Below are 21,757 nucleotides of genomic sequence, written 5' to 3' on the forward strand. Positions count from 1 at the left end.
CGAGGGGATTCATCCCCGCCGGGGTGCGAAGCGCCCCCTCATCCTGCTGACACACCGCAGTGGCAGTTGTATTTGGGGCTGCTGCGCAGCCCAGCGGGGATCAATCCCCTCGCTACGGATAAAGCCTTCACCACAGATAAATCCCCTTATAGCGGTGCACCTTCGCTAAGTGGCCAGGCAGTCCCGCTTTTGGCCGATGCACTGTCTACGACCCATCTCGATGGCTTGTTATAGTTCAAGCCTCTTTTCAGCCGGTAAAGGATCACTGCCATGTCGCAATACCAAGCGTTCAACGTCGAACTTGCAGACAACATCGCCCACGTGCAGATCAACCGGCCGGAAAAGATCAATTCGATGAACGCGGCGTTCTGGAGCGAGATCATCGAGATCTTCCAGTGGATCGACGACACCGATGAAGCCCGTGTCGTGGTACTGAGTGGCGCCGGCAAACATTTTTCCTCGGGAATAGACCTGATGATGCTGGCCGGCGTGGCCAACGAGATGGGCAAGGATGTGGGCCGCAATGCCCGCCTGCTGCGACGCAAGATCTTCCAGCTGCAAGCCTCGTTCAACGCCGTCGACAACTGCCGCAAACCCGTGCTCGCGGCGGTCCAGGGCTATTGCCTGGGCGGCGCCATCGACCTGATCTCGGCGTGTGACATGCGCTACGCCGCCGAGGATGCGCAGTTCTCCATCAAGGAGATCGATATCGGCATGGCGGCCGACGTGGGCACGTTGCAACGCTTGCCCCGGATCATCGGGGACGGCATGCTGCGTGAACTCGCTTATACGGGGCGCACCTTCGGGGCCGACGAAGCGCGCAGCATTGGCCTGGTCAATCGTGTCTACAGCGACACGGCCAGCCTGCTCGACGGCGTGATGGGCATCGCCCGGGAAATCGCCGCCAAGTCGCCGATTGCGGTGGCCGGCACCAAGGAAATGATCAGCTACATGCGTGACCACCGCATCGACGACGGCCTGGAATACGTCGCCACGTGGAACGCCGCCATGCTGCAATCGTCCGACCTGCGCGTGGCCATGGCCGCCCATATGAGCAAACAGAAACCCGAATTTCTGGATTGACCGACCATGATTTCACGCTGGACCACCGCAGTATTCGACACCGAACTTCCTGGCGGCTGGGCTGTGGCCCGAAGCCCGGAAGGCTTCCTGTTCGATGATAATGGCGCACTGTTTCCCCGCGAATGGCTCAAGCGCCAGGACCTGTCGATCCTGGCCGAGCACGGTATCGGCCACCTGGACGGCGAGCCGGTCTACCTGCTGGAGTTGCACAGCGCGCTGGACGTGCCGGGGTGCAACTGGAAAGGCCTGCGGGCGTTCATGCTTGAGGATGACCACACGCTCTACAAGGTGCTGGGCTATGCGGCGCAGATCGGCACCTGGGCCCGCGAGCATCGATTCTGTGGCAGTTGCGGCAAGCGCATGAGCCAGGTTCCGCGGGAACGTGCGATGTACTGCGACGCCTGCGACCTGCGTCACTATCCGCGGATCTCGCCGAGCATGATCGTGTTGGTCACCCGCGGCGATGAAGTCCTGCTCGCGCGTTCGCCGCGTTTCGTCAGCGGGGTCTACAGCACCCTGGCGGGGTTTGCCGAGCCTGGCGAGTCCGCCGAGGACTGCCTGGTGCGGGAAGTGCGCGAAGAGGTCAGCATCGAGGTGAAGAACATCCAGTACGTGGGCAGCCAGTGCTGGCCGTTCCCCCATTCGATGATGCTGGGCTTCCACGCCGAATACGCCCGTGGCGACATCGTGCCCCAGGAGGACGAAATCGAGGACGCCCAGTGGTTCAACGTGCACAACCTGCCACCGTTGCCGGCCTCGCGTTCCATCGCGCGCTACCTCATCGACCTCTACGTGGCGCGGCGTCTAGGCCATGCTGAACCAGTGCTGCCAGGCTAGGCGCACGGTCAGGCCCAACACCACGGTGATGAACACCGGCCGGATGAACTTCGCGCCGCCGCTGATGGCGGTGCGCGCCCCGAAGAACGCCCCGGCCATCACTGACAGGCCCATGCTCAGGCCGATGACCCAGTCCACTTGCCCGGAAAAGATGAACACCGACAGCGCCGCGATGTTACTGACGAAGTTCATGCTGCGCGCTACGCCACTGGCCTTGACCAGGTCGATCGGGTAGAGCAGCAGGCTGCTGACCGTCCAGAACGCGCCCGTGCCAGGGCCGGCGACGCCGTCGTAGAACCCCAGGCTGAAGCCCTGGGGCGCTTGCCAGGTCTTCTTGATCGGTGCATCGCTGTCCAATGGCGCCTTGGGCGTGCCGCCGAACAGCAAGTACAGGCCACAAGCGAAGACGATCACCGGCAGCATCTTGTTCAGCCATTCGGCGGGCAGGTAATGGGCCACGATCGCGCCGGTCAAGGCACCGACCAGGGTCCCGACCAGCGCATGGGTCCATTGCCTGGGGTGGAACAGCTTGCGCCGGTAGAAGGTGAAACTGGCCGTGGCCGAGCCGAAGGTCGAGCTCAGCTTGTTGGTGCCCAGCACCAGGTGCGGTGGCAACCCCGCAGTGAGCAGCGCAGGGGTGGTCAGCAGGCCACCGCCGCCGGCAATGGCATCGATGAAACCGGCGAGGAACGCGACGAAGATCAGGACGGCGAGGGTGGTGAGGTCAACGCTGAGTTCAAAAGGCATGGAGTCGGCTTATCCGGCAAGTCGCCGGCGGGTGGCGTGGGGAGGCCGATATGTTACCGGCAATGGTCCTGGGCCGCGACTCCTGGTGATGGATCCGTCGCTGCGGGCCCGGCGCTTCCCGGGAGTCTAGACAAGAAGTGCCAATTTTTTTTTGAAATCAAGGGGTTGTCAGCTTTGGGAAATGAGTCCATAATTGCGCCCATCGAACGCACTGGGACGTAAAAAATCTCAATGTTTTCAAGGAGATAGCGCTTCATGAGAAGGCTGTTTTCCTGATCAGGTTTGTACGCGGTTGATGTGGCTGCATTGCATCAAACGTTTTGAGGCCGAATAGCAAAATGGTTATGCAGTGGATTGCAAATCCACCTACGCCGGTTCGATTCCGACTTCGGCCTCCACTTTTAAAAAGCTCTGTAGATCCATGATCTACAGAGCTTTTTTGTTATGGGGCAGGGAAAGGTTTTGTCTTGAAAAGGGCATGAACCACCTTGCTTCACCGGGGAGGGATGTATATATTCCCACCTCTTGCTGCACCGCGTTGTTCCTGGCAAAGCCTTATTCTGCCAGTCTTGCGGGACTGCACCGCGCTACCGCCCGAATGGCGAAACTGGTAGACGCATGGGACTTAAAATCCCCCGCTCGTAAGGGCGTGCCGGTTCGATTCCGGCTTCGGGCACCATGAATATCAAGGGCTTGCATGACATACCTCATGCAAGCCCTTTCTTTTGTGCGATCAACAAACATCTTTCCTGCAAGCTGCTTATCGCTCCACAGCGACGCATTTGATCTCCACGAGAAGGCCAGGTCGAGCCAGTTCACTGACCCCTATGCATGTCCATGCACACGTGCCCCTCGGAAAGACTTCATCTTTCACACGTCTGAAAACCGGCATGTGGCGGTGCATGTCAACGTGATAAGTAGTCATGTCGATGACGTCTTCAAATTCGCAGCCACCGGCTTCCAAGACGAGCCGGAGATTTTTCCAGGCCGCCAGAAACTGCTGCTCAGGGTCTTCGATGACGGCCAGTTCCGGCGTCCGGCCTACCTGGCCAGCGCAGTAGAGCGTCTTTCCTACCTTTACAGCGGGTGCATAGCCGGCTTGCTCAAAGAGCAATCTCATGCCATCTGGAACGATGATCTGGCGGTCAGTCATGGTCGTGGAGTCCTAGGTAAAAACGGATACGAAAGCTAACCCAGGTGCGAGAACGAGGTCCACTCGGCTCATTGTCCATCTTGCCGTTCCCGGTGGGTGCTCCGACGAGGGTGTATGCAGGCCAGTATGTTGGGTGAGGGATTGCTACGGCACTGCCATTGCTGCACTCTCACTGTTCATTTTTGTAGGGGGAGCCCATGGACTGGAGCGATGTGCGAGTTTTTCTCGCGATTGCCCGCGGCGGGTCATTGGGCGCTGCCGCCAAGCTGTTGGGTGTTAGCCATCCGACTGTCGGGCGGCGCTTGCAGGTGCTTGAACAGTCCAGTGGCCAACCCATTTTCCTGCGTACCACTCAAGGTCTGGTACTGACCGATAGTGGAGAAAAACTGCTCAGCCTGGCGCAGGAAATGGAGCAAAGTGCGTTGGCCATCGAAAGGCGCATGGCGGGCGACAGTGCACAGCCAGAAGGTGTATTGCGCATTTCCTGTGCTGACTGGTTCGCCTGTTATGTGCTGGCGCCGGTCTTGAGCGAGCTGGGGCGACGCTATCCGCTGGTCGTGCCCGAGGTCATTGCCGGGCATCGATTATTTGATTTGGCTCGTCGCGACGCCGACATTGCGTTTCGAATCGTTCCTTTCACCGAACCCGATATTGTTCACCGCAAGCTGGTTACCCTGGACTATGGGCTATACACGGCCATCGGATCTGCAGACCCCGAACCACAGGGTGACGGGCTTGGTTTGATCACCATGAGTGTGGCCCAGTCACATTATCCCGATGTGCAGTGGTTGCAGCAGCGTTACCCTCTGGCACGTACCGTGTTCACCAGTAGCAGTCGCACGGTCCAGGCGCAAATGTGTGCGCAAGGGCAGGGTGTTGCCGTCTTGCCCCGCGCCTTGGGCGACCAACTGACGGCGCTGCGGCTGGTTGATCCGCACGAGCCGCCGCCGGGCCGCGACATTTGGATGGGTTATCACCAGGACCTGCGTCAGATGGACAGCCTTCGCGCCCTTGCCGACCTTGCATGCATGATGATCGGCTCGCAGCGAGGCGGTTGACTCACTCGGATGGGTACAGGGGTGCCGTTTGCAGCGGCGCCGCCGGTTGGCGCGCCAGGGTAAGGCTAAGTCCCGCACCCGCGGCCAGGCATGCCGCGATGCAGAGTAGGGAGACGGTAAAGGCGTGGACGATGGCAGCCGCGTCCGTAGCGGTGTCCAGAAGCGTGTAAAAAATGCCGCCAATGATCGCCACGCTCAGTGACGTGCTGATCTGCAAAGTGGAACTGGCAATGCCCGCAATCATGCCGGAATACGCGGGGGCCACGCGCCCTGTGATCATTCGCATCAATGTCGGAAGGGCCAATCCTTGCCCGAAACCGATCATGAAGAGAATAAGGGCGAGGGGCAGGGCAGGAGGGCTGATGGTCATCGGTGTCTGGGCCACGAGCCCGGCCAACAGCACGAATCCCAGCACTTCAAGCCCCATTCCGAAGGCATTCAAGTAAGCCCCGAGCAAACGCCGGAGCGGGTGGGTGGCGAGCGGTCCGAGTAAAAATCCCGCGCCGAAAGGAAGGAAGACGAGGCCTGCACTGAGTGGGCTCGCATGCAGCGCTCCCTGTAGATAAATGGAAAACAGCAGGAAAAACACACCGATCGCATAAAAGGTCAGGGCGACCAGCAGTGCCCGGCCCAAGCCAGGCGTGCGCAATGCGGCAGGATTGATCAGCGGTGCGCCTTGCGCTTGATGCAAACGGGCTTCGTAGCGCCAGAACAGCCAGGCCAATAGCGGCACGGTCGCAAGCGATAGCCAGGCCCACACCGGCCAACCCGCTTCACGCCCTTCGATCAGTGGAACGATCAGCGCCCCAAGCGTCAACATCGACAGTAGCGTTCCGCCCAGATCCAGCTTGCTGGTCTGTTGCGCGCGGGTTTCCTTGACTACCGGAATGGCGATGAGAATGACCAGCAATGCAATCGGTAAATTCACCAGGAATATCGTTCTCCATCCCAAGTCCATCAGGTTGAGCGATATCAATACCCCGCCCAGTGCCTGGCCGACGACGGACGCCAAGCCGAAGACCGCACCATAGAGGCTCAGCGCCAAGGGCTTCTCAGACTCGGGGAATACTGCCTGCACCGACGCAAGTGCCTGGGGCGCCATGACCGCTGCCGTCAAGCCTTGCAGCGAACGTCCGGCGATCAATACCCAGGGTGACTCGGCGACACCGCAAACCAGTGAGGCGACGGCAAAGCCAATCAGGCCAACGAAGAACATTCTCATGCGGCCAAAGATGTCTCCAAGCCGTCCGCCAGTGATCAGTGTCACGGCATAAAGCGCCGCATATGAGGAGATGATCAGCTGTTCGGCGGAGGAGGCGGTGCCCAGCGATTGCTGAATTGAAGGCAGCGCTACGTTGACGATGAAAAAGTCCAGCGGTGGTAAAAACGCTCCAACCAGCAAGATAGCGAACATCAACCAGCGCCGCGGTTCCGAGGGGGCGATTTTTTTCTGAGGCATAGGGTCTCCTGGCTGAAACCTTTCGGTTCCAGAGTCTTCTCGATTGCGGGTCTTGCTTGAATCAACGGTTTCAATCTAAACGATCAAAACTTCGCTTACGCCTCACATAAATGAACGGCCAAGGTTCATTTATGGCAGTGTCGCTCAGCCCCGATTCTTCTCAGAATGACCGTCCTGTGGTTCCAGTCGAGCCATACAATCGAGACTGAGGAGTCAGCTATGTCAGGCAAATTCGCCAATCAGGTTGCAGTCGTCACCGGGGCGTCCACCGGGATCGGGTTTTCGATTGCGCAGGGTTTGATTGCTGGGGGAGCCAAGCGCGTGTACATCACCGGGCGTTCGGCGGCCACCCTGGAGACGGCGGTGGCAAAGCTGGGAGACAGGGCGGTCGCGGTCATTTCCGACGTCGCACACCAGGCGGATCTCGATAAGCTCAAGGCGATGGTCGAGGCTCGCAACGATCAGTTGGATGCAGTGTTTGCCAACGCGGGCATTTGCGAAAAGAATCCGCTGGGCGAGACCACCGAGGCGGCTTATTTCAACCTGTTCGACATTAACGTGAAGGGCGTCTTCTTTACCGTTCAGACGTTGATGCCGTTATTGAAAAACGGCGCTTCGATCGTATTGACAGCGTCTATCTGCTCCAGCAATGGCATGGAAGGGCTGAGCCTCTACAACGCATCGAAGGCCGCGGTGCGCTCCTTTGCCAGGACCTGGGCCAACGAACTCAAAGGACGCAAGATTCGCGCGAATGTCCTGAGCCCTGGCTTCACCCGCACCCCTCTGATGGACAACGGCTTGAAGATGAGCGAAAGCGACATTGCCGCACTGCGCCAGCATGTCGAGGCGATCACTCCGCTGGGGTATATGGCTGAACCTGAAGAAATCGCTTCGTCGGCGCTGTTCCTTGCATCCGCCGATGCGAAATATGTCAACGGTGTGGAACTGATGGTCGACGGCGGCCTGTCACAGATCTGAACAGTCGCTCAACGGTAGTGCGACCCTCGCCGCGCGTGTCTTTGTCGCTTTCACGAGGGCCACGGAGCAAAATACGCCGATAATGTAATGAGCTCTTCATATAAAAACAAAGGGTTGCATGAACGATCTCATGCAACCCTTTTTGTTTGCGCGCCAATGGCCTCGCCGCTACAACCGCCGGCGAAACGCCTCGAGAATTTCCCGGGTACCTTTCTTCATCTGCAGGTGCGCCACGGCGTCCAACGGTTGCCAGAGGCAGTCGCTGATTTCGTTCTGCGGCCTGGCGGCGCGAAAGTCGGCGACCGAAGCTTCGAATACGTGGTGCACGGTCGTGCCTTCGCTGAGGCGCATCAGGTAGAGCAGGTTCTCGGCGTCCAACCCCGTTTCTTCCGCAAGTTCGCGAATGGCCGCGCTGGCGTGGGTTTCGCCGCGCTCGACCGTGCCCCCTGGCAACGCCCATCGACTGTTGGGTTTGCGCACCAGCAGCACGTGGCGGTCTTCCTCACAGATGACGGTCGCTCGTATCTTCATGGCCTACTCAATCACTGACTGTCATTAAACTGAAATATAACTGAAATATTTGCATCTGGCACAACATGGTGGCGTTTTAGCTTCTATTCGGTAGGACCGCGTCAAGGCACAAACCGTTTAATTTCATTTCAGCGTCGATGGCCTTATCTGCCTATCGACCGGTCATCGCATAAAATGAATCAGATCCGAAAAAAGGTATCCATGTTGAGTGGATAGCCGACCCTACGCCGAGGGGGGAGAGAGAGATGACCACTACTGTCGAAGACTTTAAAGTCAGATCCCAAGAGCTGCTGGTTGAGCTCGACACGGCAACGTCTGAAATGATGTCGCTCATTGGCACCCATCAAATGGCCGGATCAACGTGGGAAGCCGCGGTCCAGCGTCAGCACGAAGCCTATGAGCAGTGGGTAGCCTATCTGAATGAGCGGCAGTAAGGCTGGCCCGCAGATTGTTTGAACGGACACCGTGCCGTTGTGCCTAATCCTTACACGGATACCAAGAGGATGAGGTCATGTCTGAATTAGCCAGTTACTTCTGGATTGCTGTCGCGGTGCTGTTGCTGCTGGTGGACCTGTGGGCCATCGTCAGCGTGTTTCGTAGCGACAAATCGGCGGGCACCAAGGCCGGCTGGGCGTTGCTACTGGTGATCCTGCCCGTGCTGGGCCTGGTCATCTGGGGTGTGGCCGGGCCACGGGGTATCAAGGAAGGCCCGTCGTCGCCGGAGCATAGCAAGGGCTAGCCGACGGCGCGCGAGTACCGGCCACGGGTGGTGCCTGTGGCTGCGGGTGGCTCGTGGTCCAATGACGCTCTCGAGGGCGCCTTAGCGAAACTTAGGCAGTGGGCGCTCGATGGGCTTGAGGGAGGTCAGCGCGCTCTGGATCGACGGTGCGTCCTTTTCGATCTCATTGAGCCGGTCGCGGATCCGCACTGCGGCCGGATGCCCGCCCTGGTGATCGACCCAATCGGCGATTTCCTTGCAAGCGGCCGTCAGTCTTGCCTGGCGGGATTCGAGCAGGGTGAGCAGGGTGGTGATGGACTCTTTTTCCGACATGTCACACCTCCGTACAGAGTGGATGAGGCAGCACCAAACCCGCCAGAGAGGCGGGTCGTACCGTTCATTGAGCGTAGTCGAGTTATTGCGGATCTGTCGAAATCCGGCGCCCGGCTGGACAGTCGGTGCGCCGGTGTACAGGTTCAGTGAATCAGCCGGATTCCTTGACCCAGGTGGGCGCGACGCTTGCGCGCCAGCGTACGTCAGTGATGCCGTACTTTTCCGCCATGGGTTTTGACACCCGCTTGACCTTTTCCCGTCCGAACTTGGGTATACGCCCGACACCCGCATCGCAACTGGCCCAATGCCAAGCTTCGGAGTTATTCATCACCTCGGCGCGGATGATGAATGACTTAGGCTCGCCATGGAGCATGTAGTCGATGATGTAAAGCGATGGCCCGGCCATAAATCCTCCCTAATTAGTCCTATACGGATGGATACGGCGCCGCGCGGAAAATTCCATCGGATTTCCAGACGGTCAAAACCAGACCGGTCAGCCGCGCAGGCAACTCGCCGGGAAGCGGCAAGGCGCACAGGACTCGCAGCCCGGAACCAAACCCGGTTAACCTTCTCAAAGGTGGGCTTCGTCACCGTGGGCCAGGGATTCGGGCAGGGCAGTGCGGCATTACTCTTTTAAGGCAAAACATGAACATCATCGCCAGGGCGCTGGTCGTTGCAGGCCTCGCCATCGGTGTGTCGGGCTGCATCGGCCCGCCCATCGAACTGACCCCGCAGACCGAGCTACGCTTGCGTGAACAGCCCCCGATCCGCTTCCTCCTGACCTTCGATGACGGCCCCAGCGCGTCCTCGTTCTGGAACCCCAGCCAAGAGGTGCTCGACGCCCTGGCCCACAACCCCGTGCAGCCGGGGATAAAGGCCGTATTTTTCCTGCAGACCCGGGCGGCGCGCGCGGGCAACAGCCCTATCGGGCGTTCGGTCATGCACCGTGAGCAGCGCGAAGGCCACGTACTGGCGTTCCACACGGCCACCCATTGGCACACCAACCATCGTTTCCTGGCACCTGAAGAACTGGAGCAGTCGCTCGTTGACGGTGGCAATGACATCGCCGACATCAGCGGCGCGCCGCCGAGCCTGGTGAGGCCGCCGTTCTGGAGCTATGACCGGCGCACCTTCGCGGCTTATCAGCGCCATGGCATGCACGTGCTGTTGACCGACCTGAGTGCCAACGATGGCAAGGTCTGGGGCATCACCGCCAGCCCGCGACGGCGCATCAACCTGGTCCGCCAGCTTTCCGAAGTGCGTGAGCGCATCGCGGCCGGGCAGTTGCCCGAGGTGGATGGGGTAATCCCGGTGGTGGTGACGTTCCACGACATCAACCGCTACACCGCCCGCCATGCCCGCGAGTACCTGCAGATCCTGCTGGACAGTGCCAGGGCGACCGGCGTGAGAACCGCTGCCAAGCCGTTCTACGATGATCGCCAGGCACTGGAACGGGCGGCACTGGCGCGCACGGTCCGCCACAGTGGCCAACCGGTGCACCTGCCGGGCCTGTGGGACTGGCTATGGGATTCGGATGCCCATTGAGGCCGGCGATCAGGCCAGTTCCAACGGAATTTCCAGGGTGAACAGGGCGCCCTGGCCCGGCCCGTCGCTATGGACATGCAGGCGCCCATTCATTTCCACCGCCGCCAGCGCGCAACTGTGCAAGCCGAACCCGTGGCCATCCTTGCGCGTCGTGAACCCGTGGTTGAAGATGCGCGCCAGATTCTCGGGAGCAATGCCTTCGCCGCGGTCCTTGACGCTGAAGCTCAGGGTCCCGGCGTCCAGGATGCGGATGCCGAGGGTCATTTCCCGTGGTTCGGAAACGTGGGACATGGCGAACTTGGCATTGCTGATGAGGTTGATCAGGATCAGCAGCAACCGATGCTTGTCCCCCAGGATCGTGGGCGTGTCCTGGTAGTCCTTGATCACCGTGACGTGGTGCCGGCTCAGGGCCCCCGAATTCATGCGCAGGGCGTCTTCGAACAGGTCGGTGACGTGGAGCGGTTCCACCAGCCTGGCCGCCCCGGCGTAGGTTTGTTGGGTGGTGACGATTTCCTTGATGTGATCGACGCTCTTGGTCAATTGCGCCAGCTCCTCGACCAACAGGGCCTGTTCGGCCGCGATGGACTCCACCAGCTCATTGAAGTAGCGCGGCAGCAGCTTGCCCTTTTCATCCTGGGTGATGAACTGGCCAAGGTCGCCGGCGTGGTCATTCATCATCTTGACCGCCTTGCCCAACCCCAGCGTCTTGCTGTTCTTCAGCTTGCGCGTCACAAGCTCCGCTGAAATGTTCACGCTATTGAGCACGTTTCCGACGTTGTGCAACACGTTCGTGGCGATCTCTGCCATCCCCGCCATTCGCGCGGCGTCCATCAATTCGCGCTCGGCTGCCTTCAGCTCGCGGGTCCGTTCCTGCACCCGTTCCTCCAGGCGCTCGTTGGAGGTCTGCAGGGCCTGGTTGATCTGGTTGATCACGGCGGCGCTGCGAACCAGGCGAACGGCCAGGTAGATCATCAGGATCGCCATCAGGCTGGCGCACACGGCCAGGTAGATGTGGTACTGGCGGTCCGTCGCGGCGGTCCGGCGTTGGGTCTCGTTCAGCAGTTCATTGATGTTGTCCAGCTCCTGGGCCACCGGGATGACGCTGATGCGGTCGAGCAGGTCATTGACGACGGGTTGTTCCTCGATGATGGTCTTGACGTGTTCCGCCAGCGTGATGAAAGGGCCTCGGCGCTGCGGGGGCAGGCGCTCGATGTCGGTTTGCAGCTCGGTGAGTTGGCTTTGCAGCTCCTGGGCCTTGTCTGCGGTGACGTACAGCGCGTACTCCAGGGTCGTCAGGCACAGCTCCAGGACAGTGGACGCGGCAGTCAGGCGCGCCGTCGGGCTCTCGATGTCCATGTCCTTGAGCAAATCCTGGATATCATCCTCGACGGTCGGCAGCGCATCGAGCGAGTTGCGCAGACGGGCGTTGTGTTGCTGGAATTGCTCGACCAGCGCGGTCTTGTTCTTGACGGCGTCCACGTAGCCCTGGCGCCGGGACGCCCAGAGGTCCGCCAGCGGACCGGCATTGTTGAGTCGCTCCAACTGCTCCCAGCGGCTGTTCGCTTCAGGCGGCGGGGCCAGCGACAGGTTGTTGTTGACGCCGATTTTCTTCCTCAGGATCTTACCGTTCCAGTTGGCGTCGGCCTGCTTGAGCTGGCGAATGAAGTCGCGGGATTCGAAGTAGGTCGATGAATCGTAGGTGTATGACTTGATCAGGAAAAATATCAGTGCGGAGAAAACGATCAGCGCGACGGCCAGCAGGGCCGGCCATTTGTATCTGGAAATGAAGGTGGTCACGCTGTTCTCCCGTTCAGGGTGCTGGTCGAAGGCGTCGGTGGGTTGCCAAGGGGGGATGAAGGTCCGGGCTGCCAATCGGTGGAGTCGGCCGATGGATGGGCCAGCGACTGGAGGATGGGTCTGTGGTTGCCTGGATACACGTCGAGCTCCCTGCTATCGGTAAACAGTGAGGATGAGTGTAGCGTCAACCTGGTGGTCGTTGGGCAGGGCGCGACCAGGACAGGCCGCGCCGCGGGCTTTACTTGATGTCGATTGTTACTTGGTGTCGATGAAGGGCAGGGCGCCGTTCGGCAGCACGGTGGTGGGCAGGACACCATTCCAGCGCTCGGCCTTGGTCAGTTCCACCAGGTTCTGGTTGCTGGCGAGCGCCTGCGCCCGGGCCCTGATGGCCTCGGCTTCGGCCTTGCCGCGCAGTTCGGTGGCGAGCGCGTCCGCCTTGGCCTGGGCGACTTGCGAGTCGGCCTCGGCCTGGGCCTGGGTCACGCGAATCTGCGCCTGGACCTGTTCGGTGGCGAGTTGCTGCTCGCGGGTCTTGACCTGGACTTCCGCCGCCATGCGCGCCTCGATGGCTTTCTCATAGGCATCGCTGAAGTCGATGTTCTCGACCTGGACGCTGTCGATGATCACCGGGCCGGTAATGGTCGACTTGATCGCCGTGGAAATGTCGTTGACCAGCTGGACGCGGTTCTGCACGGCGGCCACGGCGTTGAACTTGCCGAACACGTTTTCCACCTGCGTCGGCACCTGGCGACTGATCATCCGGTCGCGGATACCTTCCAGGTCCTTGAACTGGGTGTAGACCTTCGCCACATCGGAAGGCGCGATGTGCCAGGACACCGAGACTTTCAACTGGGCGGACTGCTGGTCCTTGCTATAGGCCTGCAGGTCTTCGTACGCGGTGACCTGGCTCTGGACGCTGATCAGGCGCACCGATTCAATGAAGGGGGTCTTGAACGACAGTCCCGGTTCCACCACGCCAACGAGCGCACCGTTGCGCAGCAGCACGCCGCGCTCGGTCTCGTCGACCGTGTACCAACTGCCAAAGAAAACGCATAGCAGGACAACGCCGAGGATGGCTGCACCTAGGGAACCGATGGTTTTGCTGGTCACTTTTCTTTCCTTGAACACGTGGGTGGGGGATACCGCATAAGCGTGCCGGCCAGCGGCATTGCCGAACGCCAGGCACAAAAAAGCCCTGATCGATCAGGGCTTTTTTGTATGAAGATGGCGGAGGCGATGGGATTCGAACTCATGGACCTGTTACAGTCGACGGTTTTCAAGACCGTTGCCTTAAACCACTCGGCCACACCTCCGTACTGCATTGCGGGCGCCATAATACCCGAATGAAACACACTGTCAAACTCTCTACGTAGCTTGTTACAGAGCGTCTGTTATTATCCTTGCCACTGAATGTTTCAGAACCGGAGGAGTGTCGCCATGCGCGAACAGGATTACGCAGTGAACAACAGCGTGCAGGCTGAGCAGCTAGAAGTTAGCCGCGTCCTGCGCAACACATATGGCCTGCTGGCACTCACACTCGCCTTCAGCGGTGTGATGGCCTACGTCGCCCAGCAGATGCGGGTGGGCTACCCGAACATCTTCGTGGTGCTGATCGGTTTCTATGGCCTTTTCTTCCTCACCAACAAGCTCCGTGACTCGGCCTGGGGCCTGGTGTCGGCGTTTGCCCTGACCGGCTTCATGGGCTTCCTGCTCGGCCCGATCCTCAATCGCTACCTGCAGATGCAGGGCGGCGCCGAAGTGGTCAGCTCGGCCTTCGCAATGACTGCGCTGGTGTTCGGTGGCCTGTCGGCCTACGTGCTGATTTCCCGCAAGGACATGAGCTTCCTCAGCGGTTTCATCACCGCCGGCTTCTTCGTCCTGCTGGGTGCGGTCGTTGCCAGCTTCTTCTTCCAGATCAGCGGCCTGCAACTGGCGATCAGCGCCGGCTTCGTACTGTTCTCGTCGGTCTGCATCCTGTACCAGACCAGCGCGATCATCCACGGCGGCGAACGTAACTACATCATGGCGACCATCAGCCTGTATGTATCGATCTACAACCTGTTCGTCAGCCTGCTCCAGCTGTTCGGCCTGATGGGCCGCGACGACTGATTCCAGCCTGTCGATGAATGAGAAAAACCCGCTCCGGCGGGTTTTTTTTCGCCTGGGCCTTGTGGGCGCAACGGGTGTGTTGGTCAAGGTTGGGGGAAACGGTGCCAAGCTCACGCCATCGGCGGCAACCGTCGCTTGACCGGCGTCTTCTTGACGATGGCCGTATTGGTCTCGGCATGGACATTGAGCTTGTCCAGCAAGGTATCGAGCTGTTCCATCGAACGCACGTGCAGCCTCGCGATGAAGCAATCGTCGCCGGTCACCTTGTCGCATTCGGTGAATTCGGCGATGGCCTGTATCTGCCGCTCCACTTCCTGCAACTGCCCAGGCAATGGGCGAACCCGCACGATGGCCTGGAGCTGATAGCCGAAGCTCTTCGGGTCCACCTCGACGGTGTAGCCCCTCAGCACGCCGCGTTCTTCCAGGCGCCGGAGGCGCTCGGCGACGCTGGGGGAGGAGAGCCCGCTCAGGTTCGCCAGGGCCTTGAGGGAACGCCGCGAGTCCTCCATCAGGGCGCTGATGAGGATCTGGTCAATGTCGTCAGTCATTTCAGCTCCGTTAGGCGAATGCGAGAAGTGGCCTTGATTAAAAAGGTCAAAACGCAGTTTAGCCTTTTTCAGGCCATGGAGAAGTGGGCTGTCGCCTCGGCATACTGTGTCCACTTGCTGAAGGAGCCTGAAGATGGACAAGACCTTACGTCGCGGTTCGCTGGAAATGACCGCCGCCATGCTGATTTCCGGGACCATTGGATGGTTCGTGCTGGCGTCCGGCTTGCCGGTGCTGGATGTGGTGTTCTGGCGCTGCGTGTTCGGTGCCGTCACTTTGCTGCTGATCTGCGCCGGATTCGGCTTCTTGCGCCAGGGCATCCTGACCCGTGCCACCTTCGTGCTGGCAGTCGTCAGTGGCGTGGCGATCGTCGGCAACTGGGTGTTGTTGTTCGCCTCCTATTCCCGGGCGTCGATTGCCATCGGCACGGCGGTGTACAACGTCCAGCCGTTCATGTTGGTGGGCCTGGCGGCGTTGTTCCTCGGTGAAAAGATCACGGCGCAGAAGCTGGCCTGGTTGGCCCTGTCGTTCCTCGGCATGCTGGCCATCGTCAGTGCCCACGGCGGGCAGGAGCAGGGCGGCGACGAATACCTGCTGGGCATCGCGTTGGCATTGGGGGCGGCGCTGTTGTACGCGATCGCTGCGTTGATCATCAAGCGCCTGACCGGCACCCCACCGCATCTGATCGCGCTGATCCAGGTCTCCACCGGCGTGTTGCTGCTGGCACCCTGGGCGAACTTCTCGGCGTTGCCCGAACAGGGCGAAGCCTGGGCCAGCCTAGTGACCCTCGGCATGGTGCATACCGGCGTGATGTACGTGTTGTTGTACAGCGCCATCCAGCGCTTGCCGACGGCGGTGACGGGGGCGCTGTCGTTCATCTACCCGATCGCCGCGATCTTCGTCGACTGGTTCGCCTTCGGCCATCGCCTGGAACCGCTGCAATGGCTGGGCGTGGCGGCGATCCTGCTGGCCGCGGCCGGGATGCAGCTGGGCTGGGGTAGCCGGCTGCGGCGCCCGGCCCTGTCATGAGGCAGCGCCAAGCGGTCAGAAGATGTAGTCGGTGGTCAGGAAGTTTGAATCGCGCTCACGGATGATGTCGCTGATCAACGCCTTGTTGCTCTCCTGGAACTTGGTCGCCACCAAGGTGCGAATGGAAAAGGTACGCAGCGCGTCATGCACCGACAGCGTGCCTTCGGCCGAGTTTTTCCGGCCATTGAACGGGAAGGTGTCCGGCCCGCGCTGGCACTGGGCATTGATGTTGATACGCCCGACCTGGTTGGCGAAGGTGTCCACCAGTTTGCCGACCTGCGCCGGATCGGTGCCGAAAATGCTCAGTTGCTGGCCGAAGTCGGACTCCAGGACGTAGTCGACCACGGTATCGAGGTCCCGGTACGGCACGATGGGCACCACCGGGCCGAACTGTTCCTCGTGGTAAACCCGCATCGCCGTGTTCACCGGGTAGAGCACTGCCGGGTAGAAGAACGAACCGCGGGCCTCGCCACCCTGGGCGTTGGTCACCTGCGCGCCCTTGGCGACCGCATCGGCCACCAGCGCGTGCAGGTAATCGACCTTGCCGGCTTCGGGCAGCGGCGTCAGCGCCACGCCGTCCTCCCAGGGCATGCCGGGTTTCAGGGTGGCGAGGCGGGCGTTGAATTTCTCGATGAAGGCCGGCGCCACGTCCTCGTGGACGAAGAGAATCTTCAACGCCGTGCAGCGCTGACCGTTGAAGGACAGCGAACCGGTCAGGGCTTCGCTGACGGCGTTATCCAGGTCCACGTCGGGTAACACCAGCCCGGGGTTCTTCGCGTCCAGCCCCAGGGCGGCACGCAGGCGATGCGGACGCGGATGGAGTTTCTTCAGGTCGCTGGCGGCCTTGTTGGTGCCGATGAAGGCGAAGATATCGATCTTGCCGCTGGCCATCAGCGCGCTGACGGTCTCGCGGCCGCTGCCGTAGATCACGTTGATCACCCCCGCCGGGAAGCTGTCGCGGAACGCCTCCAGCAGCGGCCGTATCAGCAGCACGCCAAGCTTGGCCGGTTTGAACACCACCGTGTTGCCCATGATCAGCGCCGGGATCAGCGTGGTGAACGTCTCGTTCAGCGGGTAGTTGTAGGGGCCCATGCACAAGGCGACACCCAGGGGCACGCGGCGGATCTGCCCGAGGGTGTCCTGTTCCAGTTCGAAGCGGCTGGAACGCCGGTCCAGTTCCTTGAGGGCGTTGATGGTGTCGACGATGTAATCGCAAGTGCGGTCGAACTCCTTCTGGGAGTCCTTGAGGTTCTTGCCGATTTCCCACATCAGCAGCTTGACCACGGCCTCACGCTGCTCGCGCATGCGCGCCAGGAAGGTTTCCACATGGCGGATGCGCTCGGCCACGCGCATCGTCGGCCACTGGCCTTGGCCCCGGTCATAGGCGCGGACGGCGGCGTCCAGGGCGGTGAGGGCGGTCTCGGCGTCCAGCAGTGGCGTGCTGCCCAGGATCACTTGTTCATCGCCATGCTCGCCGGCCAGGTACACCGGGCTGCGGACGACGGCGAGGGGGCCTTGCCAGGTTTCCAGGACCCCGTCGACCAGATAATCGCGTTGCTCGATCGGGCCTTCGAGGCGGTAGGCCTCCGGAATCCGGTCAGGGCTGGGGAACAGGTCGGCGAGCAGGGGGGCGGTGGTCATGTCGTTACTCCATCAATGAAATGAGCCAGGGACTTGCAGGCGTCAATCGCTAGGAGGGTTATACCCTTTAATGGAGGTGTTTTTTAAGTGAAGGATGCAACGATGGCGAGAGGATTGATCCCCTCGCCATGAAGGACGGGCGGTCGCGGCGGGTGCCTGGGTCGAGGCCGGCAGGGCGCCGCCGGGCTACCAGCTGATCCTTACGCCAAGGTTGCCCGCCACGCTGCGTTGCTGGTTGCTGTCCAGGTTGTTGCTGTAGTCGGCGGCGGCGTACACGCTGACCGCCGGTGCCAGGCTGACGATGACGCCGACGCCCAGGTCGCCGGTGGACGCCCGCTGTTGGGTTTCGACCCGGTCGCTGTCATCGAACGTCACGGCGTCGGTGCCGGAAAAGGTGTGCCAGAGGTTGGCCCGCAAATACGGTTCCACGGGCATGCCGCTGACCTGGTAGCGTCCCTTGAGCCGCGCCCCGACCCGGCCGGTCCAGGCCCCGTCGGAATCGAATTCGACTTTGGAGATGCCGTCGTTCTGGGTGTCCAGGGATACCTTCTGGTGGATGACCTGGACCTGGGGTTCGAGAACCCAGTCGGCGGCCACCGCGAACGGATAGCCGGCTTCCGCCGAAAGGGTCAGGGCATGGCCGCGGTTATCGATCTTCACGCCGCGCTCGGAACGGTTGTCGCCGTCCAGGCGCGTGCCCATCACGACGGCGTCGACGTAGCCGCCGGAGGGATCGGTGAGGGTCCAGTACAGGCCGTAGCTGTCGCCATCGAGCTCGATCTTGCCGGCACGACGGCCCTGGAAGCCCAGGTTGAAGCCATCGACATGGCCGTTCAGCTCGGTATGGCCGACAAAGAAGCCGACGCGCTGGGTCTGGCCGCCGGACATCGGCGCGCTGTACAGGTCATTCCCGACCTGGAAGCCCTTGATGGAACCATCGAACCGCGGTGTCACCGTGCCGGCCCACGTCTGGTCCAGGTCCTTGCCATAGACCCGGCCCCAGCCCGCGCCGAAGGCGCCGTTCTCGGTAAGCAGGCGTTGGTCGCCCTGGCGGTCATGGAACGTCCCCAGGGCCATCAGCGTCAGTTGCGCGGCGGCCGGTGGCAACACCGACCAGGTGGGCACTTCCGGACGGTACAGTGGAATCGGTGCGGCGCCCGGGACGGCCACCGGCAAGGGCGGCAGCGGCGCCGGGGGCGGTGAGGCGGGCGAGCTCGGCACTGACGGCGGGGGCGGCGCGGCAACCGGGCCAGCCACCACTGTCGAGCGCAGGTACCAGTTGTTCTCATTGCCCGTCACGCCGCCCTTGAACAAGCGGTAGTCGAACGCCCCGGCCGAAACCGATTGCGCCAGGGAAAACGCGTTGATGTCGCTGACCGCGCCGCCCTGGGCCTGGACCAGTTCGATACCGTCCTGGGTGGTCAAGCCGCCTGTCCCGCCGACGTTCGTGACGGCGATGGCGGTGTTGCCCGTGAGCGTCCCGCCATTGACCACCAGTCTGTCGCTGGGCGAACCGTCGGCGCCGAGCACCGTCTGCAAGCGCAGTTGGCCGTTGGTGCCGACATAGTTGCCCTGCACGGTGAGGCTATCGCTGGTGCGGGTGTTGCCCTGGGTGAGGTCGATCGTCCCGCTGTTGTTGAGGGTGACCAATTGGCCGGCGGTAAACGGAGTGACGCTGCCCTGGGTCGACGTCAACACGCTGCCGCTGTCGATGTTCAGCACACCGGTGGCCGTGGCGGAGTCGCCCAGGACCAGGGGCGTATCGAGGTCCAGGCGCGAACCCTGGGACAGGTTGATCGTCTCCCAATTGACATAGCGGGCGCCGGTGGCGGAGGTCGTGGCCTCGAACGTCAGGCTGTCCTGGCCCAAGCCACCGTCGAGGCTGGGGGTGGTCGCGAGCACCGTTTCATCCAGGTTGCGCAACAGCGCCGTATCGCTGCCGTCACCCATCAGGATGGCGGAGCGAATGACGCCGCCGCTCCACTGGAACCGGTCATTGCCGAAGCTGGTGCGGACCTCGCCGACGATTTCGCCGCCGCTCACGGTCACGCTGTCGTCGCCGCCGCTGACACTCACGTTGCCGCCGATGCGCCCGGCGGAGAGGATGATGGTGTCCTGGCCAAAGCCGGTCACCAGGTTGCCGAGGATCTGCCCGCCCGACATGTCGAACAGGTTGTCGTCGAGTTTCATGTCGACCCGGCCGATGGTGCCGCCGCTCATGTGGGCGACGTCGCCATCCTCGAAGGCCCCGACGATGGTGCCACCGGTCATCAGGAAGGTGTCGAGGCCGTCGCCCTGGGCCAGGGACTGGATGCTGCCGCCGTGCATGACGAAGTCGTCGATGCCCGAGCCTTGCTGGACATCACCGCCGATGGTGCCGTTGGCATTGATCTCGATGAAATCGGTGCCGGCGCCGAAGGTGACGTCGCCGGTGATGGCGCCGCTGCCATTGGCCGGCATCGTCAGGCGGTTGTTGCCGCCCAGGTCGGTCAGCGCCGGGGCGCTGCCACTGTCGCAGACGTAGGTATCGTCGCCGGCGGTCGGCGTCAATGTGCACGCCGCCAGGGCGGGCGGCGCATTGAGCAGGAACAGGCTTGAAACCGATAAGGCATTGAACAGCCGATTGAATCCATGATCGCGCAAGCTCATGTGCTTTCCCTCTGCAACAGCATCCTGGAATGCCGGTTTCAGCATCGGTTGCACGACGGATGGCACACAGGGCCCGGCAACGCTCGCTGTATGGGATAGGACCCTAACAACGAAAAGCGAGCGTCGCTACTGTCAGAACTTACAGGTGCTTGCGCTGGGCACGGCGCAGAATCGGCCCTACAAATGCACTTCCACCGATAGCGGCAGATGATCGCTCAAGTGGGTCCAGGGCTTGGTGCCGAGTATCTGCGGCGCGTGGCTGCTGGCATTGCGCAGGTAGACACGGTCCAGGCGCAGCAGCGGGAAGCGTGCCGGATAAGTGCGGGCGGGGCGCCCGTGGTGATGCTCGAAGGCTTCATGCAGGTAGCCACGGCGGGCCAGGGTGGTATTGCCGTGCAACTGCCAGTCGTTGAAGTCGCCGGCGATGATCACCGGGGCGTCTTCGGGCAACGAATCGAGCAACTGGCAGAGCAACTTGAGTTGCAGTTGGCGATGGCTCTCCAGCAGGCTCAGGTGCACGCAGATCCCGTGGACTTCGGCGTGCCCCGGCACTTCCAGCACGCAATGCAGCAGGCCGCGGCGTTCCGGGCCGGTGATGGAGACGTCGAGGTTGCGGAAATGGCGGATCGGGTATTTGGACAGCAGGGCGTTGCCGTGATGGCCGTCGGGGTACACGGCGTTGCGGCCGTAGGCGAAGTCATTCCACATGCTGTCGGCGAGGAATTCGTACTGGGACGTCTGCGGCCAGTTGTCATAGCGCGACGCGTGACGGTCATGTTCGCCCAGCACTTCTTGCAGGAACACCAGGTCGGCGCCGGTGCTGCGCACCGCTTCGCGCAATTCGGGCAGGATGAAACGACGGTTGAGGGCGGTGAAACCCTTGTGTGTATTGACCGTCAGGATCCGCAACCGATGGACCGCCGCAGGCGTGTCCAATGGCATGGTTTCGACGGCTCGCCAATCGGGATCTCGAGTCACGTTCACTCCTGAATCAGACGTACCTGTTCATGCGACTGGCGGGAGGCTTTGGCAGTTCCGGATTTTTCATGGGGTGACGTCGTTGCCTGGGCTATCGCCATCGCGAGCAGGCTCGCTCCCCCACAGTGGTTCCCGGTTGCTCACAAACCTGCGGTCCGGCACAAATCCCTGTGGGAGCGGGCCTGCCCGCGAAGGCGGCGGCACAGGCGACATCGAGGCAAGCTGACCCACCGCCATCGCGAGCAAGCTCGCTCCCACACTGGATCTCGGTTGCTCACAAACCTGCGGCCCAGCACAAATCCCCTGTGGGAGCGGGCCTGCCCGCGGAGGCGTCTGCACAGGCGACATCGAGGCAAGCTGACCCATCGCCATCGCGAGCAAGCCCGCTCCCACACTGGATCTCGGTTGTTCAAAAACCTGCGGCCCAACGCTAATCCCTTGTGGGAGCGGGCCTGCCCGCGAAGGCGGCGGCACAGGCGACATCGAGGCAAGCTGACCCACCGCCATCGCGAGCAAGCTCGCTCCCACACTGGATCTCGGTTGCTCACAAACCTGCGGCCCAGCAC

At 61.6% G+C, this 21,757-nt stretch carries 21 protein-coding genes and 3 tRNA genes; 11 read left to right on the forward strand and 13 right to left on the reverse strand.

All coding sequences use genetic code 11. The features are described 5' to 3' along the window. Positions 1–270 precede the first annotated feature (270 nt). Together Q6A48_RS19795 and nudC are read left to right on the forward strand one after the other, a co-directional pair. Positions 271–1,083, forward strand: a complete 813-nt coding sequence (locus Q6A48_RS19795; protein WP_304555928.1) for a crotonase/enoyl-CoA hydratase family protein — start codon at positions 271–273, stop codon at positions 1,081–1,083. Between the two features lie 6 nt (positions 1,084–1,089). Then, complete coding sequence (gene nudC, locus Q6A48_RS19800) at positions 1,090–1,920, forward strand: NAD(+) diphosphatase (RefSeq protein WP_304555929.1); 831 nt, start codon at positions 1,090–1,092, stop codon at positions 1,918–1,920. Here the strand turns inward: nudC and Q6A48_RS19805 are convergent. Beyond that, on the reverse strand, positions 1,888–2,667 hold the full coding sequence (locus Q6A48_RS19805) for a TSUP family transporter (RefSeq protein WP_304555930.1): 780 nt from the start codon (positions 2,665–2,667) through the stop codon (positions 1,888–1,890). The two genes, nudC and Q6A48_RS19805, sit on opposite strands and share 33 nt — an antisense overlap. Positions 2,668–2,991: 324 nt before the next feature. Between Q6A48_RS19805 and Q6A48_RS19810 the strand changes: the two genes are divergently transcribed. Both Q6A48_RS19810 and Q6A48_RS19815 read left to right on the forward strand, forming a co-directional pair. Beyond that, a tRNA-Cys gene (locus tag Q6A48_RS19810) sits at positions 2,992–3,065 on the forward strand. A 194-nt stretch (positions 3,066–3,259) separates the two neighbouring features. Then, a tRNA-Leu gene (locus Q6A48_RS19815) sits at positions 3,260–3,346 on the forward strand. A gap of 81 nt (positions 3,347–3,427) precedes the next feature. Here Q6A48_RS19815 and Q6A48_RS19820 read toward each other — a convergent pair. After that, positions 3,428–3,820, reverse strand: a complete 393-nt coding sequence (locus tag Q6A48_RS19820; RefSeq protein ID WP_304555931.1) for a RidA family protein — start codon at positions 3,818–3,820, stop codon at positions 3,428–3,430. A gap of 197 nt (positions 3,821–4,017) precedes the next feature. On the opposite strand from Q6A48_RS19820, the gene Q6A48_RS19825 reads away from it, so the two are divergent. Beyond that, the gene (locus Q6A48_RS19825; RefSeq protein ID WP_304555932.1) at positions 4,018–4,878 is read left to right on the forward strand and encodes a LysR family transcriptional regulator; all 861 of its coding nucleotides are present in this window, start codon (positions 4,018–4,020) and stop codon (positions 4,876–4,878) included. A 1-nt stretch (position 4,879) separates the two neighbouring features. Here the strand turns inward: Q6A48_RS19825 and Q6A48_RS19830 are convergent, their stop codons facing one another. Next, positions 4,880–6,337: an MFS transporter gene (locus Q6A48_RS19830; protein ID WP_304555933.1), complete on the reverse strand. Its 1,458-nt coding sequence runs from the start codon at positions 6,335–6,337 to the stop codon at positions 4,880–4,882. 219 nt (positions 6,338–6,556) lie between these two features. Between Q6A48_RS19830 and Q6A48_RS19835 the strand changes: the two genes are divergently transcribed. Then, the gene (locus Q6A48_RS19835) at positions 6,557–7,315 is read left to right on the forward strand and encodes an SDR family oxidoreductase (protein ID WP_304555934.1); all 759 of its coding nucleotides are present in this window, start codon (positions 6,557–6,559) and stop codon (positions 7,313–7,315) included. A 168-nt stretch (positions 7,316–7,483) separates the two neighbouring features. Here Q6A48_RS19835 and Q6A48_RS19840 read toward each other — a convergent pair whose 3' ends face one another. Next, entirely contained in the window at positions 7,484–7,846 is a 363-nt protein-coding gene (locus Q6A48_RS19840; protein ID WP_304555935.1) for an NUDIX hydrolase, read from the reverse strand. A gap of 245 nt (positions 7,847–8,091) precedes the next feature. Between Q6A48_RS19840 and Q6A48_RS19845 the strand changes: the two genes are divergently transcribed. Continuing rightward, a complete protein-coding gene (locus Q6A48_RS19845; RefSeq protein ID WP_304555936.1) occupies positions 8,092–8,280 on the forward strand; it encodes a hypothetical protein in 189 nt (62 codons plus the stop codon). Between the two features lie 77 nt (positions 8,281–8,357). Continuing rightward, positions 8,358–8,585 (forward strand): PLD nuclease N-terminal domain-containing protein, encoded by a 228-nt coding sequence (locus tag Q6A48_RS19850; protein ID WP_304555937.1) that lies wholly within the window; start codon positions 8,358–8,360, stop codon positions 8,583–8,585. Positions 8,586–8,666: 81 nt separating this feature from the next. On the opposite strand, the gene Q6A48_RS19855 is transcribed toward Q6A48_RS19850, so the two are convergent. After that, positions 8,667–8,897, reverse strand: coding sequence for a hypothetical protein (locus Q6A48_RS19855; protein ID WP_304555938.1), 231 nt, complete (start codon positions 8,895–8,897; stop codon positions 8,667–8,669). A 151-nt stretch (positions 8,898–9,048) separates the two neighbouring features. After that, a complete protein-coding gene (locus tag Q6A48_RS19860) occupies positions 9,049–9,303 on the reverse strand; it encodes a DUF6555 family protein (protein WP_304555939.1) in 255 nt (84 codons plus the stop codon). Between the two features lie 239 nt (positions 9,304–9,542). Between Q6A48_RS19860 and Q6A48_RS19865 the strand changes: the two genes are divergently transcribed. Then, complete coding sequence (locus Q6A48_RS19865) at positions 9,543–10,442, forward strand: polysaccharide deacetylase family protein (protein ID WP_304555940.1); 900 nt, start codon at positions 9,543–9,545, stop codon at positions 10,440–10,442. Between the two features lie 9 nt (positions 10,443–10,451). Here Q6A48_RS19865 and Q6A48_RS19870 read toward each other — a convergent pair whose 3' ends face one another. The 3 genes from Q6A48_RS19870 to Q6A48_RS19880 form a co-directional block, all read right to left on the reverse strand. Beyond that, on the reverse strand, positions 10,452–12,239 hold the full coding sequence (locus Q6A48_RS19870; protein WP_304555941.1) for a DAHL domain-containing sensor histidine kinase: 1,788 nt from the start codon (positions 12,237–12,239) through the stop codon (positions 10,452–10,454). Positions 12,240–12,494: 255 nt separating this feature from the next. Further along, positions 12,495–13,349: a prohibitin family protein gene (locus tag Q6A48_RS19875; RefSeq protein ID WP_304555942.1), complete on the reverse strand. Its 855-nt coding sequence runs from the start codon at positions 13,347–13,349 to the stop codon at positions 12,495–12,497. Between the two features lie 115 nt (positions 13,350–13,464). Then, positions 13,465–13,552: transfer RNA gene (locus Q6A48_RS19880), tRNA-Ser, on the reverse strand. Positions 13,553–13,676: 124 nt separating this feature from the next. Here Q6A48_RS19880 and Q6A48_RS19885 point away from each other — a divergent pair. Beyond that, a complete protein-coding gene (locus Q6A48_RS19885; protein ID WP_030142533.1) occupies positions 13,677–14,348 on the forward strand; it encodes a Bax inhibitor-1/YccA family protein in 672 nt (223 codons plus the stop codon). 110 nt (positions 14,349–14,458) lie between these two features. On the opposite strand, the gene Q6A48_RS19890 is transcribed toward Q6A48_RS19885, so the two are convergent. Then, positions 14,459–14,896: an Lrp/AsnC family transcriptional regulator gene (locus Q6A48_RS19890; protein WP_304555943.1), complete on the reverse strand. Its 438-nt coding sequence runs from the start codon at positions 14,894–14,896 to the stop codon at positions 14,459–14,461. A 133-nt stretch (positions 14,897–15,029) separates the two neighbouring features. Between Q6A48_RS19890 and Q6A48_RS19895 the strand changes: the two genes are divergently transcribed. After that, positions 15,030–15,923: a DMT family transporter gene (locus Q6A48_RS19895; RefSeq protein ID WP_304555944.1), complete on the forward strand. Its 894-nt coding sequence runs from the start codon at positions 15,030–15,032 to the stop codon at positions 15,921–15,923. A 15-nt stretch (positions 15,924–15,938) separates the two neighbouring features. On the opposite strand, the gene Q6A48_RS19900 is transcribed toward Q6A48_RS19895, so the two are convergent. The 3 genes from Q6A48_RS19900 to Q6A48_RS19910 form a co-directional block, all read right to left on the reverse strand. Further along, a complete protein-coding gene (locus tag Q6A48_RS19900) occupies positions 15,939–17,564 on the reverse strand; it encodes an NADP-dependent glyceraldehyde-3-phosphate dehydrogenase (protein WP_304555945.1) in 1,626 nt (541 codons plus the stop codon). 186 nt (positions 17,565–17,750) lie between these two features. Beyond that, on the reverse strand, positions 17,751–20,213 hold the full coding sequence (locus Q6A48_RS19905; protein ID WP_304555946.1) for an autotransporter family protein: 2,463 nt from the start codon (positions 20,211–20,213) through the stop codon (positions 17,751–17,753). 177 nt (positions 20,214–20,390) lie between these two features. Further along, positions 20,391–21,155 carry an endonuclease/exonuclease/phosphatase family protein gene (locus Q6A48_RS19910; RefSeq protein ID WP_369811720.1) on the reverse strand — a complete coding sequence of 255 codons (765 nt, stop codon included), beginning with the start codon at positions 21,153–21,155 and terminating at the stop codon, positions 20,391–20,393. Positions 21,156–21,757: the final 602 nt, after the last annotated feature.

It is taken from the genome of Pseudomonas citrullilanati (assembly GCF_030580855.1).
Taxonomy (GTDB): Bacteria; Pseudomonadota; Gammaproteobacteria; order Pseudomonadales; family Pseudomonadaceae; genus Aquipseudomonas; species Aquipseudomonas citrulli.